The organism is Mesorhizobium sp. B2-2-3 (assembly GCF_006442405.1).
In the GTDB taxonomy this organism is placed as follows: domain Bacteria; phylum Pseudomonadota; class Alphaproteobacteria; order Rhizobiales; family Rhizobiaceae; genus Mesorhizobium.
The window spans coordinates 415,595-433,806 of record NZ_VFWC01000004.1; the positions used below are offsets into that span (position 1 = coordinate 415,595).

13 protein-coding genes are annotated in these 18,212 nt (G+C 62.2%); 10 read left to right on the top strand and 3 right to left on the bottom strand.

Annotation, left to right across the window (positions count from 1 at the left end; all coding sequences use genetic code 11):
• Position 1 precedes the first annotated feature (1 nt).
• The 5 genes from glgC (at position 2) to FJ951_RS10570 (ending at position 8,268) form a co-directional block, all read left to right on the top strand.
• On the top strand, positions 2–1,267 hold the full coding sequence (gene glgC, locus FJ951_RS10550) for a glucose-1-phosphate adenylyltransferase (RefSeq protein ID WP_140494816.1): 1,266 nt from the start codon (positions 2–4) through the stop codon (positions 1,265–1,267).
• A 135-nt stretch (positions 1,268–1,402) separates the two neighbouring features.
• On the top strand, positions 1,403–2,848 hold the full coding sequence (glgA, locus tag FJ951_RS10555; protein ID WP_140494814.1) for a glycogen synthase GlgA: 1,446 nt from the start codon (positions 1,403–1,405) through the stop codon (positions 2,846–2,848).
• A 3-nt stretch (positions 2,849–2,851) separates the two neighbouring features.
• Complete coding sequence (locus FJ951_RS10560; RefSeq protein ID WP_140514918.1) at positions 2,852–4,480, top strand: alpha-D-glucose phosphate-specific phosphoglucomutase; 1,629 nt, start codon at positions 2,852–2,854, stop codon at positions 4,478–4,480.
• A gap of 157 nt (positions 4,481–4,637) precedes the next feature.
• A complete protein-coding gene (gene glgX / locus FJ951_RS10565; RefSeq protein ID WP_140514920.1) occupies positions 4,638–6,641 on the top strand; it encodes a glycogen debranching protein GlgX in 2,004 nt (667 codons plus the stop codon).
• Complete coding sequence (locus FJ951_RS10570; RefSeq protein ID WP_140494807.1) at positions 6,634–8,268, top strand: alpha-glucosidase family protein; 1,635 nt, start codon at positions 6,634–6,636, stop codon at positions 8,266–8,268. The genes glgX and FJ951_RS10570 overlap by 8 nt, the downstream gene beginning before the upstream one ends.
• A gap of 20 nt (positions 8,269–8,288) precedes the next feature.
• Here the strand turns inward: FJ951_RS10570 and FJ951_RS10575 are convergent, their stop codons facing one another.
• Together FJ951_RS10575 and FJ951_RS10580 are read right to left on the bottom strand one after the other, a co-directional pair.
• The gene (locus FJ951_RS10575; protein WP_140514922.1) at positions 8,289–10,058 is read right to left on the bottom strand and encodes a TadG family pilus assembly protein; all 1,770 of its coding nucleotides are present in this window, start codon (positions 10,056–10,058) and stop codon (positions 8,289–8,291) included.
• Positions 10,059–10,505: a TadE/TadG family type IV pilus assembly protein gene (locus FJ951_RS10580; protein ID WP_140495051.1), complete on the bottom strand. Its 447-nt coding sequence runs from the start codon at positions 10,503–10,505 to the stop codon at positions 10,059–10,061.
• A 285-nt stretch (positions 10,506–10,790) separates the two neighbouring features.
• Between FJ951_RS10580 and FJ951_RS10585 the strand changes: the two genes are divergently transcribed.
• The 4 genes from FJ951_RS10585 (at position 10,791) to FJ951_RS10600 (ending at position 16,210) form a co-directional block, all read left to right on the top strand.
• On the top strand, positions 10,791–12,383 hold the full coding sequence (locus tag FJ951_RS10585; protein ID WP_140514924.1) for a peptide ABC transporter substrate-binding protein: 1,593 nt from the start codon (positions 10,791–10,793) through the stop codon (positions 12,381–12,383).
• A 171-nt stretch (positions 12,384–12,554) separates the two neighbouring features.
• Positions 12,555–13,478 carry an ABC transporter permease subunit gene (locus FJ951_RS10590; RefSeq protein ID WP_140494801.1) on the top strand — a complete coding sequence of 308 codons (924 nt, stop codon included), beginning with the start codon at positions 12,555–12,557 and terminating at the stop codon, positions 13,476–13,478.
• The gene (locus tag FJ951_RS10595; protein ID WP_140494797.1) at positions 13,471–14,589 is read left to right on the top strand and encodes an ABC transporter permease subunit; all 1,119 of its coding nucleotides are present in this window, start codon (positions 13,471–13,473) and stop codon (positions 14,587–14,589) included. Before FJ951_RS10590 ends, FJ951_RS10595 begins: the two co-directional genes overlap by 8 nt.
• A gap of 1 nt (position 14,590) precedes the next feature.
• Positions 14,591–16,210, top strand: a complete 1,620-nt coding sequence (locus FJ951_RS10600) for an ABC transporter ATP-binding protein (RefSeq protein WP_140514926.1) — start codon at positions 14,591–14,593, stop codon at positions 16,208–16,210.
• A 26-nt stretch (positions 16,211–16,236) separates the two neighbouring features.
• Here FJ951_RS10600 and FJ951_RS10605 read toward each other — a convergent pair whose 3' ends face one another.
• Complete coding sequence (locus tag FJ951_RS10605; RefSeq protein ID WP_140514927.1) at positions 16,237–16,581, bottom strand: hypothetical protein; 345 nt, start codon at positions 16,579–16,581, stop codon at positions 16,237–16,239.
• 304 nt (positions 16,582–16,885) lie between these two features.
• Here FJ951_RS10605 and FJ951_RS10610 point away from each other — a divergent pair, with 304 nt between their 5' ends.
• Positions 16,886–18,004 (top strand): glycosyltransferase family 9 protein, encoded by a 1,119-nt coding sequence (locus FJ951_RS10610; protein ID WP_140514929.1) that lies wholly within the window; start codon positions 16,886–16,888, stop codon positions 18,002–18,004.
• Positions 18,005–18,212: the final 208 nt, after the last annotated feature.

Genomic DNA, 18,212 nt, shown 5'->3' on the forward strand with positions numbered 1-18,212 from the left:
AATGGCAAACTCGAAACGAACCCAGCCGCTGGCCCGCGACGCCATGGCCTATGTGCTGGCCGGCGGGCGCGGCAGCCGCCTCAAGGAACTGACCGACCGGCGCGCCAAGCCGGCGGTCTATTTCGGCGGCAAGACGCGCATCATCGATTTCGCGCTCTCCAACGCCCTCAACTCCGGCATCCGCCGCCTTGGGGTTGCAACCCAATACAAGGCGCATTCGCTGATCCGCCATTTGCAGCGCGGCTGGAACTTCCTGCGGCCCGAACGAAACGAAAGCTTCGATATCCTGCCGGCCAGCCAGCGCGTGTCGGAAACCCAGTGGTATGAAGGCACGGCCGACGCGGTCTACCAGAACATCGACATCATCGAGGCCTATGGCCCCGAATACATGGTCATCCTCGCCGGCGATCACATCTACAAGATGGACTACGAGCTGATGCTGCGCCAGCATGTCGACGCCGGCGCCGATGTCACCGTCGGCTGCCTCGAAGTGCCGCGCATGGAGGCCACGGGCTTCGGCGTCATGCATGTCGATGCCAAGGACAACATCATCGCCTTCGTCGAAAAGCCGGCCGACCCTCCCGGCATTCCAGACAAACCGGAGTTTGCCCTGGCCTCGATGGGCATCTACGTGTTCAAGACCAAGTTCCTGATGGAGCAGCTGCGCCGCGATGCGGCCGAGCCCGGTTCAAGCCGCGACTTCGGCAAGGACATCATCCCCTATATCGTCGAGCACGGTAAGGCGATCGCCCACCGCTTCGCCAAGTCCTGCGTGCGCTCGACCGCGGAAAATGAGGCCTACTGGCGCGATGTCGGCACCGTCGATGCCTATTGGGAAGCCAATATCGACCTGACCGACGTGACGCCCGAACTCGACCTCTACGATCGCGACTGGCCGATCTGGACCTATGCCGAGTTGAAGCCGCCGGCGAAGTTCGTGCATGACGAGGATGGACGGCGCGGTTCGGCCGTGTCCTCGCTGGTATCGGGCGACTGCATCGTCTCGGGCGCGACGCTCAGGAAAAGCCTGATTTTCACCGGCGCGCGCATCAATTCCTATTCGACGCTGGAAGAAGTCGTCATGCTGCCCGACGTCCATGTCGGCCGGAACGCAACGTTGAAGCGCGTCGTCATCGACCACGGTGTAAGGATACCGGAAGGGCTGGTGGTCGGTGAGGATCCCGTGCTCGACGCCAAGCGCTTCCGCGTTTCGGAAAAGGGCATCTGCCTGATCACGCAGGACATGATCAACAAGTTGTCAACCTGATCAGTTTGATCAACAAGTTGTCAATCCGATCGGGTTGATCAACAAGCTGTCACTTTAGGGTGGTTTGTGCATGTCCTTGCCCCAGAACCGCTGCACGGTTTGGGCTACATGCACCAGGAGCGGTTCGGTAAGCGCATGCAGGTTCTGTCGGTCACGCCAGAGATCTTTCCGCTGATCAAGACCGGCGGGCTTGCCGATGTGACCGGCGCGCTGCCCGTCGCGCTGGCCGCCAAAGGCGTGACGATGCGCACGCTTATTCCCGGTTTTCCCATGGTGATGGACGCCTTCAAGAAGAAAAAGTCTGTCTACAAGTATCCGCTGCTGCAGGGCGGCAAGGCTTCGGTCCATTCTGTCCAGCTTGCCGGGCTCGATCTTTTCGTGCTCGATGCGCCGCATCTGTTCGATCGTCCCGGCGGTCCTTATGGCAATGCCGCGGGTGCCGATTGGCCGGACAATTGGCGCCGTTTCGCAGCGCTCAGCCAAGCCGGCGCCGACATCGCCGGCGGTGCCATCTCCGGTTACATGCCCGATATCGTGCATGCCCATGACTGGCAGTCGGCGATGACGCTGGCCTATATGCGCTATGGCAAGGCGGTCGGCACACCGTCGATGATGACTGTCCACAACCTCGCCTTCCAGGGGCAGTTCGGCGCCGGCATCTTCGGCGAACTCGGACTGCCGACGGCGGCGATGGCGCTTGACGGCGTGGAATATTATGGCGGCGTCGGCTTCCTCAAGGCCGGCCTGCAGGCTGCCTGGGCAATCACCACCGTCAGCCCGACCTATGCGCAGGAAATCCGCTCACCGGAATTCGGCATGGGTCTCGACGGCCTGATCAACATGCGCTCCAGCGATCTCTATGGCATCGTCAACGGCATCGACACCGCCATCTGGAACCCGGAGACCGACAAGCATCTGGTGTCGAACTATACAGCCGCCTCGCTCAAGGCGCGCGCGCCCAACAGGGCCGCTGTCGAGGGCCGTTTCGGGCTCGATCGCGACGGTAGCCCGATCGTCTGCGTCGTTAGCCGCCTGACCTGGCAGAAGGGCATGGACATACTGGCGACGGCGGTCGACGGCATCGTTGCGACGGGCGCGCGGTTGGCTATTCTGGGTTCGGGCGATGCCGGCCTCGAAGGCGCGCTGCTCGCCGCCGCCGCACGCCACCGCGGCCGCATAGGCGTCGTCGTGGGGTATGACGAAGGCCTGTCTCACGTCATGCAGGGCGGCTGCGACGCCATCGTCATCCCGTCGCGCTTCGAGCCTTGTGGACTGACGCAGCTTTATGGCCTGCGCTATGGCTGCGTGCCGGTGGTCGCCCGCACCGGGGGGCTCGCCGACACCATCATCGACGCCAACGAGGCGGCGATTGCCGCCGGCGTGGCGACCGGGTTCCAGTTCGCGCCCAGCGACGGCGGCGCGCTGCTTCATGCCATCCGCCGCCTGGCCGAGGCCCATGCCAGCCCCGCGATCTTCGAGGCCATCCAGCGCCAGGGCATGAAGACCGACCTGTCCTGGGACCGAAGCGCTGACAAATACGTTGAACTCTATCGCCTGCTGCTTTCGAAAAGGGTTGCTTGAAGCATGATACGCACCGTTCCCACCAAACCCTATTCCGACCAGAAGCCCGGCACTTCGGGGCTGCGCAAGAAGGTGCCTGTATTCCAGCAGGAGCACTATGCCGAGAACTTCATCCAGTCGATCTTCGACGCGCTGGACGGGTTCAAGGGCGAGACCCTGGTGATCGGCGGCGACGGCCGCTTCTACAATCGCGAGGTCATCCAGAAGGCCATCGCCATGGCCGCCGCCAACGGGTTTGGCAAGGTGATGGTCGGGCAGGGCGGCATCTTGTCGACGCCGGCCGCTTCGCATGTCATCCGCAAATACAAGACGTTCGGCGGCATCATCCTGTCGGCCAGCCACAATCCGGGCGGCCCGCACGAGGATTTCGGCATCAAGTACAATGCCGGCAATGGCGGCCCGGCGCCGGAAAAGCTGACCGATGCGATCTTCGCCAGGACCAAGGCGATCTCCAGCTTCAAGACCGTCGACATCGATCCGATCGACATCGACGCGATCGGCACGGTCAAGGCCGCCGGCATGACGGTCGAGATCATCGATCCGGTCGTCGACTATGCCGAGCTGATGGAAAGCCTGTTCGATTTCGACGCGCTGCGCAAACTGTTCAAGTCGGGCTTTCGCATGCGCTTCGACGCCATGCACGCGGTGACCGGCCCCTACGCCAAGGAGATCCTCGAACACCGGCTTGGCGCGCCCGACGGCACCTGCCGCAACTTCAAGCCGCTGCCGGATTTCGGCGGCCACCATCCGGATCCGAACCTGGTCCATGCCAAACATCTCTATGACGAGATGATGGGACCGGACGCCCCGGATTTCGGTGCCGCTTCCGACGGTGACGGCGACCGCAATTTGATCATCGGCAAGGGCATTTTCGTCACCCCGTCGGATTCTGTCGCCATGCTTGCCGCCAACGCCCGCCTGGCGCCGGGCTACAAGGAAGGCCTGAAGGGCATTGCGCGCTCGATGCCGACCAGTGGGGCCGCCGACCGCGTCGCCGAAAAACTCGGCATTGGCATGTATGAGACGCCGACCGGCTGGAAATTCTTCGGCAATTTGCTCGACGCCGGCATGGCGACGATCTGCGGCGAGGAAAGTGCGGGCACCGGCTCCAACCATGTGCGCGAGAAGGACGGCCTGTGGGCCGTGCTTTTGTGGCTCAACATCCTCGCCGCGCGCGGCGAGAGCTGTAAGCAGATCGTCACCGAGCACTGGGCGACCTACGGCCGAAACTATTATTCGCGCCATGATTACGAGGAAGTCGAGAGCGGGCGCGCCAATGCGCTGGTCGATGAACTGCGCGCAAAGCTTGGCTCGCTGCCGGGCACCAGCGTGCGCGGCCTGAAGATCGCCAATGCCGACGACTTCACCTATCACGATCCGGTCGACGGTTCGGTGAGCGAGCATCAAGGCATCAGGGTGCTGTTCGAAGGCGGCTCGCGCGTCGTCTTCCGGCTTTCCGGCACGGGCACCTCGGGCGCCACCTTGCGCGTCTACATCGAGCGCTACGAGCCGGACAAGGCCAGGCACGATCTCGATACGCAGAAGGCGCTCGCCGATCTGATCGCGGCAGCGGATGACATCGCGGGAATCAGGAGCCACACCGGCCGCGACAAGCCGAGCGTGATTACTTGAGCGTGGCGGTGGCTTCACCCTCCCCCTTGTGGGGAGGGTCGATCCGCGTAGCGGGTCGGGGTGGGGGTGCTCGTAGAGGGCTTTGCCGGCGTCAGCCCCCACCCCGCTCACTTCGTTCGCGACCCTTCCCACAAGGGGGAGGGTGGAGGACGCGCCGATGACCTCATCAGGCGCCACCATCACCCCCGACGGCATCCGCTTTGCCGCCTGGTCCTCGTCGGCGCGCCGCCTCTGGGTGTCGATCTTCGATGAGCAGGGTGAGCGCGAACTCGACAGGCTGGAGCTGAAACCGGAAGGCGACAGCGTGCATGCCCTCTTCGTCTCCGGCCTTGGCGAGGGCACCCGCTACGGCTTTCGCGCCGATGGCGATTACGCGCCCGAGCGCGGATTTTGGTTCGACCCCGACAAGCTGCTGACCGATCCCTACGCCGTCGAGATCGATCGGCCCTATGCCTATCACTGGCGTCTCGCCGCGCGACGCAACGAAGGTGCCGACACCGCGCCGCTGATGCCCAAGGCGGTGGCGAAAGCCTTGCTCACGGCTGTGCCTGTGCCGCCGCCGCTGTTCCGTCCGGGCGGCCTGATCTACGAAGTGCCGGTGCGCGCCTTCACCAAGCTGCATCCGGATGTGCCGGAAAAACAGCGCGGCACGACCGCCGCGCTTGCTCATCCGGCTATCGTCGAGCACCTGCGAAGGCTCGGCGTCTCCGCCGTCGAGCTGATGCCGGTGACGGCATCGATCGACGAGCGGCATCTGCCGCCGCTCGGGTTGAGCAACGCCTGGGGTTATAACCCTGTCACCTTCATGGCACTAGACCCGCGCCTGGCCCCTGGCGGCCTGGCCGAATTGCGCGATACCGTTGCCGCGCTGCGTGCGGCCGGCATCGGCACCATTCTCGACCTTGTCTTCAACCACACGGGCGAAAGTGACAGGCTCGGTCCGACATTGTCGCTGCGCGGCCTCGACAATCAGGCTTATTACCGGCACCAGCCGGATGGCAGGCAGGTCAATGATACTGGTACCGGCAACACGGTCGCCGGCGATCACCCGGCGGTGCGGGAAATGGTGCTCGACACGCTTCGCCATTTTGTCCGCCATGCCGGCGTCGACGGTTTTCGTTTCGACCTGGCGCCGGTGCTGGGGCGCGTCAACGGCACATTCGAAGCGCAAGCGCCGTTGCTGGAGGCGATGCGCGAGGATGCGCTGTTGGCCGGCCGTGTGTTGATCGCCGAGCCCTGGGACATCGGTCTCGATGGCTATCAGCTCGGCAACTTCCCCTCCCGCTTCCTGGAATGGAACGATCGTTATCGCGACGATGCCAGGCGCTTCTGGCGCGGCGATGCCGGCATGGTTGGTACGCTGGCGACACGACTTGCCGGTTCGTCCGATATTTTCGGCAGGGGCGGCCAGCCCGCCAGCCGCACGGTGAATTTCATCGCGGCCCATGACGGCATGACGCTGGCCGACATCGTTGCTTATGAGGAGAAGCATAACGAGGCCAATGGTGAGCAAAATCGCGATGGCCACAACGAGAACCTGTCCTGGAACAACGGCGTCGAGGGCGCGACGGACGACGCGGCAATCGCGAAGGCGCGCTTCAGCGACCAGTGTGCGCTGCTCGCCACGCTGTTCGCCTCGCGCGGCACGATCATGCTGACGGCCGGCGACGAATTCAGCCGCAGCCAGCAAGGCAATAACAACGCTTATGCGCAGGACAACAACATCACCTGGCTCGACTGGAAGGGGCGTGACCAGGCGCTGGAAGGCTACGCGCGTGCACTGGCCGCCTTGCGCCGCGCGGTGCCGGCGCTCTCTAATACAGATTTCCTCACCGGCCAGCCGCTGGCCGGGTCGGACACTGCCGACGTCGCCTGGCTCACCGAGACGGGGGCGCTGCTCGGCGAGGCGGAGTGGAACGATCCCGCCCGGCATCGCCTCGTCATGCTGCTCGGCGGCGTGGATGGCCGGCTTGCCGTCATGGTCAATGGCGATCGCCGCCAATGCATCTTCACATTGCCCGCGCGAGACGGATTCCGATGGCATCCCGCCATCGAAGCGCAAGCAGTTGATCTTTCTCGCGCGCTGCCGGGCCGCAGCGTGAATTTCATGATCGAGCGCAGGACGGAAGGGCCCAGACAGGGAAAGGGTCGTGATGACTGACGACAATGCCGAGCGAGCGGCCGACTGGTGGCGCGGTTGCGTCATTTACCAGGTCTACCCGCGTTCCTTCCAGGACACGACCGGCGACGGCAGCGGCGATCTCGCCGGCATCACATCAAGGCTCGCCCACATTGCCTCGCTCGGCGCCGATGCCGTCTGGCTGTCGCCTTTCTTCAAGTCGCCGATGGCCGATATGGGCTACGACGTGTCGGATTATTGCGACGTCGATCCGATGTTCGGCACGTTGGAGGATTTCGATACACTGGTTGCCGAAGCGCACCGGCTTGGCCTGAAAATCATCATCGACCAGGTGCTGTCGCACTCCTCCGACAGGCACGAATGGTTCGTCGAAAGCCGCGCCAGCCGCGACAATCCAAAGGCCGATTGGTACGTGTGGGCCGACGCCAGACCGGATGGTGGTGTGCCCAACAACTGGCTGTCGGTCTTCGGCGGCCCCTCGTGGGAATGGGATGCGACCCGCCGGCAGTACTATCTGCACAATTTCCTCGCTTCGCAGCCGGATCTCAACTTTCACAACCCGGAGGTCCAGGACGCGCTTCTGGATACAGTGCGGTTCTGGTTGGAGCGCGGCGTCGACGGCTTCCGGCTGGACACCGTCAACTACTACGTCCACGACCGCTGGCTGCGCAGCAACCCGCCCTTGGCGTCGAGCGTTGCAGGCACCAACACCGAGACCAACACCTACCTCTACCAGGAGCACCTGTTCGACAAGACGCAGCCGGAAAATCTAGCGTTCCTGCGGCGCTTTCGGGCGCTGCTCGACGAGTACGGGGATCGCGCCGCCGTCGGCGAAATCGGTGATGAGGGGCGCTCCCTACAGACGCTGGCCGCCTACACCTCCGGCGGCGACAAGCTGCAGATGTGCTACACCTTCGATCTGCTTGGCCCGCAATTTTCGGCGGCGCATGTGCGCGGCTGTGTCGAGGCTTTCGAAAACGCTGTCGTAGATGGCTGGGTCTGCTGGGCGTTTTCCAACCATGACGTCATGCGTCATGTCAGCCGCTGGACGCGGCCGGGCGGCGATCCTGACGTGGTGGCCAAATTCTCGATCATGCTGCTCTCTTGCCTGCGTGGCTCGATCTGCCTCTACCAGGGCGAGGAACTCGGTTTGCCGGAGGCGGAACTTGCCTATGAGGACCTGCGCGATCCGGTAGGCATCCGCTTCTGGCCCGGTGTGAAGGGAAGGGATGGCTGCCGCACGCCCATGGTCTGGGAGTCCGGCGCCGATAATGCGGGCTTCTCCACCGGTAAACCCTGGCTGCCGGTGCCGGAAAGCCATCGCGCTCGCGCGGTCGATGTACAGAGCGGCGATGAGCAATCGGTACTTTCCGCCTACCGTTCGGCACTCGCTTTGCGCAAGCGGCATCCGGCGCTGGTCGGCGGTTCGATCCGCTTTCTCGACGCCGAAGGCGACGTGCTGGCCTTTGTCCGCGAGCATGGCGATGAGAGGCTGCTTTGTGCCTTCAATTTCGCCGGGGAACCGGCCAATTGGCCGCTGCCGCAAGACTTAGGAGCGGTTGCGAAACTTGGCGGCGATGCCTCGCTCGCCGGAGAAGCCGTGCTTTTGCTGCCGACACTCGGATGCTTTCTTGGACACCTTGCCTAGATCAGCGCGTGCCGGCCATCTTACTGGACAAGCACGGCACGTCCGCACGTTGCGCCGGTGACCCGGACGTCGGCTTCACCGAGACGCACGCCAAGAGCTCCGAGCAGATTGGTAAGCAACGTGTCGACCGGAGCTGTTACGCTGTTCAGAAGTGCCACCACTGGCGGGCTTACGGTTGCGATCAGCGTGTTCAGATTCAGCAGCGGCAGACCGAGTAAATTCGCCGTCAGCGACAAATCGCTGACCAGCGACGTAGTCAACGACTGGGTAAAATTTTGGGTGTAAGCGGTCCTTATCGTCTTGGCATCGATATCGGCCTTGTTGAAAGTCAACGTCGTTAGCGTGTTGTTGGCCATGTCGAACGCCGCTGAGCCCACCACCGACAGCACCGGGATGATCAGAAGTTTCACGCTCGCGATTTCCGTGTTGGAAAACGTCTCCTTGTTGGTGAAATCGGCAAAGCCGGCGCTGCTGCTGTCGCCGAGATGCCCTTCGACGATACCGGGACGGGTGGCGATGGTCACCTTGATGCTGCTGGGGCCTGTCGGACAACTTATGTCGGTGAGCTTGGCCTCGGCATAGGCGACTTCGACATGCAGAGGCAGACTGAACGACACCAGGGTGATACCGCCTCCGACATTGCTGTTGCCGGCTCCGATCTTCACCACCAGCTTGATACGGGTCTGGGCCGTCCGCACAATGGTGCCGACTTCGCCAACCTTCAGCCATGGCGAGGATTGCGGCGGTTCGCCGAAGGCGATGGCGAGCGTGCTCGACAGCACCCCCGGTATGCCGGTGCTGAGACCGAGGTCGATCTGCTTCGAACCGTTTGCCAGTTCGGCGGCGGCCATCAGCATTCCCATCGCGCTGGCGTCAACGCCAAGGCCGGCTGGCCTCTGCCCGAGGCCAAGTCTGCCGAGGGGGCCGAGGTCGATGAGATGGCTGAGCGGAATCTTGACCGTGTTAGTCGATTTGCTTGCCATGGTTTGCAAGGCGACCTTGGCCGTGTTGCCGAGCCCGGGAACATTGGCCATGGCGGTGGCGATCTGGCCGACTGCAGCCTTTGAGGCCAGAACGTCCGAATAGGTCACGCCCGTCAGGTTCAATTGCACCGCCAGGGCATCGACGAAGGAAAGCACGCTGACATCGGCGGAGATCAATCCGTTGTAGTCCATGACGCTGAGCGAGATGTTGCCGCCTAGAAGGCCGCCGAGAAGCGCGTTGAGGATGGGGCTGTTGCTGGTATTGACGCTGAGCAACCTCGATCCGACCGAGAAAGTGGCCTGTGGCGTCATGCTGGCGGTGGCTTCGGTGCCAATGATGGGCGTTGGGATCAGCGAGCTTGCGAAATAGCGGTTGGGGATCTTGCGCAGGGTCACATGAACCGCGTTGTAAGGGGTTACGCCTGCTTGGAAGCGTTGATCCACATTGACCGAGGATGCCCCTGCATATCGGCCCCGCGTGACCGTCACGACGGTTTTGCCCACCGCCGCGGGAATGGTTTGACCCGAGCCCTGAACGACGACACCTGGCATCCCGTTGTCGGTGAGCGTGGTCAAGACCGCGGTCTGGACGTTGTTGATGTTCGAAGCCGCGGTGATCGCTGCCAGGTCGACCATCGCCTGTGCTTCTCGGCGCTCGGTGTAAATGGAGGCCTCGTCGATCGCCACTGCTGCCAGCGCCAGCGCGACCGGCGCGCTCAACGCCGTCATCACCGTGAAATTCGCTCGTTGGTCACCAAGCATCAGGCGTGCAAGCCTGCGGATCTTCAAGCGCGAACTGAGCAGCATTCAGATGCCCCCCACCCTGATCGTTGATTGGCGTTTGATCGTGGTACCCGGCATGGCTATGCCCGGAAAGAGATTCCAGATCGGCAGGTTTCGGGCATCGTACTGGATCGACACCACGAACTGATTGCCGTCCGCCGTGCTGTCATTGGCCCGATAAGTCAGCTTGCTGGCGTCGACGAAGGGATATCCACCGGCGTTATTGGCGAGAAACGAGGCCACGAGCGTCTGCCGCTCGGTCTGGTTCAGCCCCGAGATGGCCGTCCGGGCGGCGTCCGCCGCGATCTGCTGTATTGAATTGGCCGCGCCGAAATAGATACCGTATGCAACCATTCCGAGCAGGAGAAGGATGAATATCGGTGATAGCAGAGCGAACTCAACCGCCGAAGTTGCCGAAGTGTCTGTCTGGAATCGGCGCCCCTGGATCCGGCGAATGAGGTTCTGAACCATGCCGCCGAGCATGCCAAAGTTCGCATGCAAAAAGCGAAAACTCTAGGCGCAACCTGGAAGTGTGTATGATTGAAAAGCTACGCTAATTTAGCCGCGGCTTCTTTGATTCCTGGCTATTGACTTAGGGTCAATCAGTACTCGGTTGAAAAGAGCTTGCCGCCTGTCTAGTCTCCTGCCACCAGCCGACGGAGGGAACCGGCGGCGCGCTCAAAGGGGCCAGACATCGGTCCCGGGGCGTCAACACACAAAGGCGCGCCGTTGGCAGCGCCGACAGGGAGAAACTTCATGCTGAAAAACATGCTGAAGGCGACGGCATTCGCCACAACCATGGCGCTGGCCGCCGGAACATTCTACACGCCGGCCTTTGCCGAGGTCGTCTACAACAGAGGCACTGCTGCCGAATCCGAGTCGGTTGATCCGCATAAGACCTCGACGGTTTATGAAGCCAACGTCTTGCGCGACCTGTTCCAAGGTCTGGTGATGCAGGACGAGAAGGCCAACGTCATCCCCGGCGCCGCCGAGAGCTGGACGGTGTCGGATGACGGTACCGTTTACACCTTCAAGCTCAGGAAGGACGGCCAGTGGTCCGACGGCAGCCCGGTGACGGCCGAAGACTTCGTCTTCGCTTTCCGCCGCCTCGAAGACCCGGCGACGGCCGCCGAATATGCCTCGATGCTCTATCCCGTCAAGAACGCCGAGGAAGTCAACACCAAGAAGGGCAAGCCCGAGGACATGGGCGTCAAGGCCATCGACGCGACCACCCTTGAAGTGACGCTGAAGGCGCCGACGCCATATTTCCTCGAAATGCTGACCCACCAGGCGACCTATCCGGTCAACAAGGCGTCCATGGACAAGCTCGGCGCCGACTGGATCAAGCCGGGCAATCTCGTTTCCAACGGCGCCTATACGCTGGCCGAGTGGGTTCCCAACGATCATATGAAACTGGTCAAGAATCCGAAATTCTGGGATGCCGGAAGCGTCAAGATCGACGTCGTCAACTACATCCCGACAGAGGATCGCTCCTCGGCGATGAAGCGCTTCGAGGCCGGCGAACTCGACAGCTACGACGATCTACCGACCGAGCAGCTCGCCGACCTCAAGGCCAAGTTCGGTGATCAGATCAAGGTGGGGCCGTATCTCGGCACCTATTACTACGCGATCAAGACCGACAAGAAGCCCTGGGACAATGTCGAGCTGCGCAATGCCATCTCGATGGCCATCGACCGCGATTTCATTGCCGAAAAGGTCTGGCAGAATTCAATGCTGCCAGGCTATTCGATGGTCCCTCCGGGCATCGAGGGCTACACGCCGGCGATGGCCAAATATGCCGACATGTCGCAGATCGACCGCGAGGACGCAGCCAAGAAGATACTCGAGAAACTCGGTTACACGCCGGAGCATCCGCTGAAGATGGAGATCCGATACAACACCTCGGAGAACCACAAGAATACTGCGGTCGCCATCCAGGAACAGCTGAAGCCGCTCGGCGTCGACGTCACGCTGCTCAACACCGACACCAAGACCCACTACTCCTTCCTCGAGCAGAGGGGTGACTATGACGTTGCGCGCGCCGCCTGGATTGCCGACTACAAGGATCCCGAAACCTTCCTGGGCATCTCGCGCAAGGCCAGCGGCAACAACTATTCGGTCTATGACAGCCCGCAATATGAGGCGGCCATGGACAAGGCGGCCGCCGCCGGCGGCAAGCCGGAAGAGCGCATGAAGGAACTCGCCGCCGCCGAGCGTATCCTCGTCGACGACGTCGGCCAGATCCCGCTTCTCTACTATAGCTACCACGATATCGTTTCCCCGAAGCTCCATGGCTTCGTCGACAACGTCATGGACGTGCATCCGTCCCGCTTCATCTCCAAGGATTGAAAACCTTGATCGACCCGCCGCCCGTTCAGGACGGCGGGTCGAGCTGTCGTCGCATGGGGCCCGAAAGTCGAAATCGATTTTCGCAGGCCATGGTGCGAAGATGAGAGGTGCCAGAGCGCTGCGGGCGTCCGGTTGGATGCCCATCACCCTGGCCGAAGCAGGGCACCGCCGATGCTACGCTACATTTTCAGGCGGCTTCTGACCGCCATTCCAACGCTATTCGTCATCGTGACCTTGGCGTTCTTCCTGATGCGCGTCGCACCGGGCGGCCCGTTCAACCAGGAGCGGGGCCTGAGCCCCGAGATCAGGGCCAATCTTGAAGCCCAGTTCGGGCTCGCCGACCCGCTCTGGCTGCAATATGTCCACTATCTCGGCAATCTCCTGCGCGGCAATTTCGGCCCGAGCTACAATATGCCGGACTTTACCGTCACCGAGCTTTTCGCGAAGGGCTTGCCTATTTCCATTCAGCTCGGCGCCTCCGCGCTGATCTTGGCGCTGCTGCTCGGCAGCGTGCTCGGTACCATTGCGGCGCTCAACCAGAACAAACTTGGCGACTACACGGTGATTGCGCTGGCAACCGCGGGCAGCACCATCCCGACCTTCGTCATCGCGCCGATTATCCAGCTCGTGTTCGGATTGACCTGGAAGCTATTGCCGATCGGCGGCTGGGGCGATGGCGCGCTTATCAACAAGATCGGTCCCGTGCTGACGCTTGCCCTGCCGCAGATCGCCATCGTCGCCCGCCTGATGCGCGGCTCGATGATCGAATCGCTGCGCTCGCATCACATCCGCACGGCGCGCGCGCTCGGCCTGTCCGACTGGTCGGTGGTGGTCAAGCACGCGCTGCGCGGCGCCGTCCTGCCGATCGTCTCCTTCACCGGTCCGGCTGCCGCCGCCCTGCTCACCGGCTCGATCATCGTCGAGACGATCTTCTCCATTCCCGGCGTCGGGCGCTACTTCGTCGATGCCGCGCTCAACCGCGACTACACGCTGGTGATGGGGACGGTGGTGGTCATCGCCATCTTCACCATCGTCTTCAACCTGATCGTCGACGTCATGTACGCCGTCGTCGATCCGAGGGTGCGCTATGACTGATATCGCGATCGCCGCACCGGTCGTCGGCCGTTCGCTGTGGGGCGATGCCTGGGCGCGCCTCAAGGCCAACCGCGCTGCCATGTTCAGCCTCTACTATCTGATCCTGATCGCCGTGATCAGCGTGTTCGGGCCCTGGTTCGTGCCGCACCAATACACCACCATCTATGGTGATTATGTGCGTACGCCGCCGAGCCTGTCGGCCTATCCGAAGGCGGACATGATCGAGACCGCGCTTAATGAGGCGATCAAGCGCATGCGTGTCGACATCAAGGACTGGCGCCAGGACGGCAATCGCGTCTTCGTCACCGTCACCTCCAGCAAGGCGATCGACGACCGCAACATCCGCTATCTCGACCGGTCCGACGCCTTCGACGACACCAGGATCGAAAGCAAGTCGCCTGACGGCCTCGAAGCGACGATGAGCGCCTCGGTCAAGCAGCAATATTTTCTTTTCGGCACCGACAACACCGGCCGTGATCTGTTGTCGCGGACGCTGATGGCCGGGCGTGTCTCGCTGGCCATCGGTCTGCTCGCCGGCGTCGTGGCCGTGGCCATCGGCGTGCTCTACGGCGCCACTGCCGGCTTTGCCGGAGGCAGGGTAGACGAGGTGATGATGCGCATCGTCGACGTGCTTTATTCGCTGCCCTTCATCTTCTTCGTCATCATGCTGGTGGTGTTCTTCGGCCGCAACTTCGTGCTGATGTTCCTGGCGGTCGGCGCCGTGCTGTGGCTCGACATGGCCCGCATCGTGCGCGGCCAGGCGCTGTCCATCCGCCGCCAGGAATATGTCCAGGCGGCAGAGGCCATGGGCGTCGGCCAGCGCGGCATCCTTTTGCGCCACGTCATTCCCAACCTGCTCGGGCCGGTGGTGATCTACATGACGCTGCTGGTGCCGCAGGTCATTATCCTGGAGAGTTTTCTGTCGTTCCTCGGGCTCGGCATTCAGGAGCCGATGACCAGCTGGGGCGTGCTGATCTCGGTCGGCGCCAAGAACATCGGCACTGCAAACTGGCTGCTTCTGTTCCCTGCCTTCTTCCTGGTCTCCACCTTGTTCGCCCTGAACTTCGTCGGCGACGGCCTGCGCGATGCGCTCGACCCCAAGGACCGCTAAGATGGACGCAGCAGAGACCATCCTCAGCGTAAAAGATCTTCGCGTGCGCTTCCGCACCCTCGACGGCGCGGTCGAGGCGGTGAAAGGCATCAACATCCACGTCAAGGCGGGCGAAACCGTCGCCGTGGTCGGCGAATCCGGCTCAGGCAAAAGCCAGACGATGATGGCGGCGATGAGCCTGCTGGCCTCCAATGGAGAAGCCACCGGCAGCGTCGATTATCGCGGCCGCAATCTTCTGACGCTAAGCAAATCCGAGCTGAACAAGGTCCGCGGCCGCAAGATCAGCATGATCTTCCAGGAGCCGATGACCTCGCTCGATCCGCTCTATTCGATCGGCAACCAGCTGATCGAACCGATCCGCCGGCACCGGGGCTTGAATGCGGCGCAAGCGCGCGAGGAGGCGCTCAACCTGCTCAGGCTGGTGCATATTCCCGATCCCGAACGGCGCATGAAATCCTATCCGCACGAAATGTCGGGTGGCCAGCGCCAGCGCGTCATGATCGCCATGGCGTTGGCAAACGATCCCGACATCCTGATTGCCGACGAACCGACGACTGCGCTCGACGTCACCATCCAGGCGCAGATCCTCATGCTTCTGGCTGAGCTGCAGCGCAAGCTCGGCATGGCGATCGTCTTCATCACACACGATCTCGGCATCGTCCGGCGCTTTGCCGACCGGGTCTATGTCATGCGCTCCGGTGAGGTGGTGGAGGAGGGGGACGCGCAAGCCATCTTCGCCAGTCCTCAGCATGCCTACACCAAGATGCTTCTGGCGGCCGAGCCGACCGGGACCAAGGCGCCGCCGCCGGCCAATGCGCCCGTCCTGCTCGAAGGCAGAAACGTCGAGGTCACCTTCCGCATCGGCGGCGGCTTTCTGGCCGGCGAACCGCTGATGCTGCGCGCCGTCGACCGCATCTCGATCAGGCTGAGGCGCAATCAGACGATCGGCATCGTCGGCGAATCAGGCTCTGGAAAATCGACGCTTGGCCGCGCTTTGCTGCGGCTGTTGCCGAGCGATGGCGTGATCCGCTTCGGCGACCGCGATATCTCGACCGCCGACCGCCAGACGATGCGGCCGCTGCGGCGCCAATTGCAGCTGGTCTTCCAGGATCCGTTCGGTTCGCTATCGCCACGCATGACCATCGGCCAGGTCATTACCGAAGGGCTGCTGGTGCATGAACCGAACCTCTCGGGCAAGCAGCGCGACCAGCGCGCCGTCGAGGCGCTGCGCGAAGTTGGCCTCGATCCCAACTCGCGCAATCGCTATCCGCACGAATTCTCAGGCGGCCAGCGTCAGCGCATCGCAATTGCCCGCGCCATGATCCTCAAACCCAAGCTGGTGGTGCTGGACGAGCCGACCTCGGCGCTCGACCGTTCGGTGCAGAAACAGATTGTCGAACTGCTGCGCAAGCTGCAGGCCGATCATGAGCTGTCCTATCTGTTCATCAGCCACGATCTCGCCGTGGTGCGCGCCATGGCCGACTACATCATCGTCATGAAGCAGGGCAAGATCGTCGAGGAAGGGCCGACGGAAGACATTTTCAGCAATCCGCAGGCCGGCTACACGCAGACGCTGATGAGCGCCGCAATCGATGTCACGCGGTTTCGTTTGAGTGCGTGAGGCGAGCCCGGCAGCGGCGCCTCAGCTCAATTCGCCAGCCCTGGGCATTTGCGCGCCCTGGCCGCGGCCATGGCCGCTTGCTGCTGCTTCAGCCGATCGATCCTGGTCGTTTCGCGATTGGCGACGGCGGCCTTGACGCTTGAGCCGCCCAGCAGCCATCTCGGAACACTGGTGCTGGCGACCTTGCCCCGCGTGATGGCTGTCTGCGAGATGCCTTTGGCGGCTTCGCCTATGGCGCTGTTCAGTTCGGCGCATGTCATCTTGTCGTAATTCGCCGGATCGATCGATCCGCTGGTCGACGCGCAGCCTCCGACAAGGGCGAGGAGGAGCACGGGGATGAACGGCCTGCTGGGGGTCGAATGCAATTTCATGTCCACGACCTTACTCCAGCGTAAGCGACCATGGCCACCCTCCGATATGTCCGCATGCGTGCGTACGCCGAAACGAACCGGGGTCATTCACATTCACGACGGACACGAGTTCGACCTCGGCGGAACCCTTGAAAGAGAGCCTGCGAGCCCCATCTGCGTTGACAAATATTCCTGGTTGGTTGATGGCTGAGGCGATATCCTATATCAGCGGACAGAACGAGCTTGTCATTGCGCGGCTATTGCCTACATCGATCGTTTGTCGAAAATTTTGGATTCTTTTTGGCTGAAATGGAATAGTCATTCCATGAAAAGTTGGATCAAGAATTCAAAAGAGCCGGCAAAGGCGCTGCCGAAGGCTGGCAACGTACAATCAATACTCATAAATCAGACGAAGTTTATCGGGGATGTCGTTCTAACCTCGGTTCTGGTCAGGCATCTGCGGGCAGAGTTTCCGAACGCGACGATCACCATGCTATGCCAGGCGGCGCTGGCGAAATTCGTTCTGGAGCAAGGCATCGCCGACAGCGTGGTTTCGCTCGATCGCGGCAAAATGCGCGGCTCCCCTTTCGAGCGCATGTCCGGAATGTCCAGGCTCCTGCACGATCTGAGGAAGTCGGAGTATGATCTTATCATCGATCTGTCCGACTCCAAGACATCACGGCTTGTGATGCGCTTCGTCAAGGCGCCTTTTCGCGTAGGCTATGTTCCATCGGAGCAGCCCCTGAAATTCTGGGAGCGCCAAAGCGCCAACATCTTTGCCGCCACATACGGCCATGGCGGTGAGCATTATCTGCATCGGTACCTTTCGCCGCTGTTTGCCCTTGGCATTCCTGTGACCGATCCTATTCCGTCCCTCAAGCCAACCGAATCCGGTTCGCGCCAGGCAAAGCAGCTGCTTGCCCGACACGAACTGGAAACGAAGTCGTTTGTCGCCGTCCATGCCGGCGCCAGTTTCCCAGGCCGTTGCTGGCAGCCGGATCGTTTCGCTTCGGTCCTGGGAGAGATTTACCGTCGAAAGGGTCTCCGGGCGGTCATCGTTGGCGGTCCGGACGAGGCAGGTATCGCAGGCAAGGTGTTGGATGCGGCAACATCGCCGATCGTGAATCTCGTTGGCCAGGCACCCCTGACCACCCTTTTGCCCCTGCTGGGCGAGGCCCTGATCTTCCTTGGCAACGAGAGCGGACCCATGCACCTGGCCGCGGCCATGAAAACGCCCGTCGTTGGCCTGTTCGGTCTGACCCAACCCGACATCTGGGGGCCCCTTGGCGTTCCCAGCCGTACGTTACAGCCTCCGATGCCATGCAAGTGCATAGCGCCGGGCCTCTGCAAGGCGGGCAATGCAGGGGGCGTTTATTGCGTTCAACGGCTTGACGCTGCCGACGTCACAAAAGCGGCAATCGAACTCATAGAACGCGTCAGCTAAAGCAATTCCAGGAAAACTGCGCAGCGGTTTTTTCCGTCCGGAATTGCGTAAAGCGATGAATTGGAGCAGGCGACGATCAAACATCGAGCCGCTGCAGCGGGAACAACAAACACGCGTATCGCTTTGTTTTTCTGGTCGGAGTGGCAGGATTTGAACCTGCGACCCCCTCGTCCCGAACGGCGTAGGCTCCCAAAAAGCTCAACGGATT

Bases quoted from the DNA above. Each gene is read 5' to 3' on its own strand.
- FJ951_RS10580 (WP_140495051.1), bottom strand. From the start codon at position 10,505: ATGGTTCAGAACCTCATTCGCCGGATCCAGGGGCGCCGATTCCAGACA.
- FJ951_RS10575 (WP_140514922.1), bottom strand. From the start codon at position 10,058: ATGCTGCTCAGTTCGCGCTTGAAGATCCGCAGGCTTGCACGCCTGATG.
- FJ951_RS10560 (WP_140514918.1), top strand. From the start codon at position 2,852: ATGATACGCACCGTTCCCACCAAACCCTATTCCGACCAGAAGCCCGGC.
- FJ951_RS10585 (WP_140514924.1), top strand. From the start codon at position 10,791: ATGCTGAAAAACATGCTGAAGGCGACGGCATTCGCCACAACCATGGCG.
- glgX (WP_140514920.1), top strand. From the start codon at position 4,638: ATGACCTCATCAGGCGCCACCATCACCCCCGACGGCATCCGCTTTGCC.
- glgC (WP_140494816.1), top strand. From the start codon at position 2: ATGGCAAACTCGAAACGAACCCAGCCGCTGGCCCGCGACGCCATGGCC.
- FJ951_RS10595 (WP_140494797.1), top strand. From the start codon at position 13,471: ATGACTGATATCGCGATCGCCGCACCGGTCGTCGGCCGTTCGCTGTGG.
- FJ951_RS10600 (WP_140514926.1), top strand. From the start codon at position 14,591: ATGGACGCAGCAGAGACCATCCTCAGCGTAAAAGATCTTCGCGTGCGC.
- FJ951_RS10570 (WP_140494807.1), top strand. From the start codon at position 6,634: ATGACTGACGACAATGCCGAGCGAGCGGCCGACTGGTGGCGCGGTTGC.
- FJ951_RS10590 (WP_140494801.1), top strand. From the start codon at position 12,555: ATGCTACGCTACATTTTCAGGCGGCTTCTGACCGCCATTCCAACGCTA.
- FJ951_RS10605 (WP_140514927.1), bottom strand. From the start codon at position 16,581: ATGAAATTGCATTCGACCCCCAGCAGGCCGTTCATCCCCGTGCTCCTC.
- glgA (WP_140494814.1), top strand. From the start codon at position 1,403: ATGCAGGTTCTGTCGGTCACGCCAGAGATCTTTCCGCTGATCAAGACC.
- FJ951_RS10610 (WP_140514929.1), top strand. From the start codon at position 16,886: ATGAAAAGTTGGATCAAGAATTCAAAAGAGCCGGCAAAGGCGCTGCCG.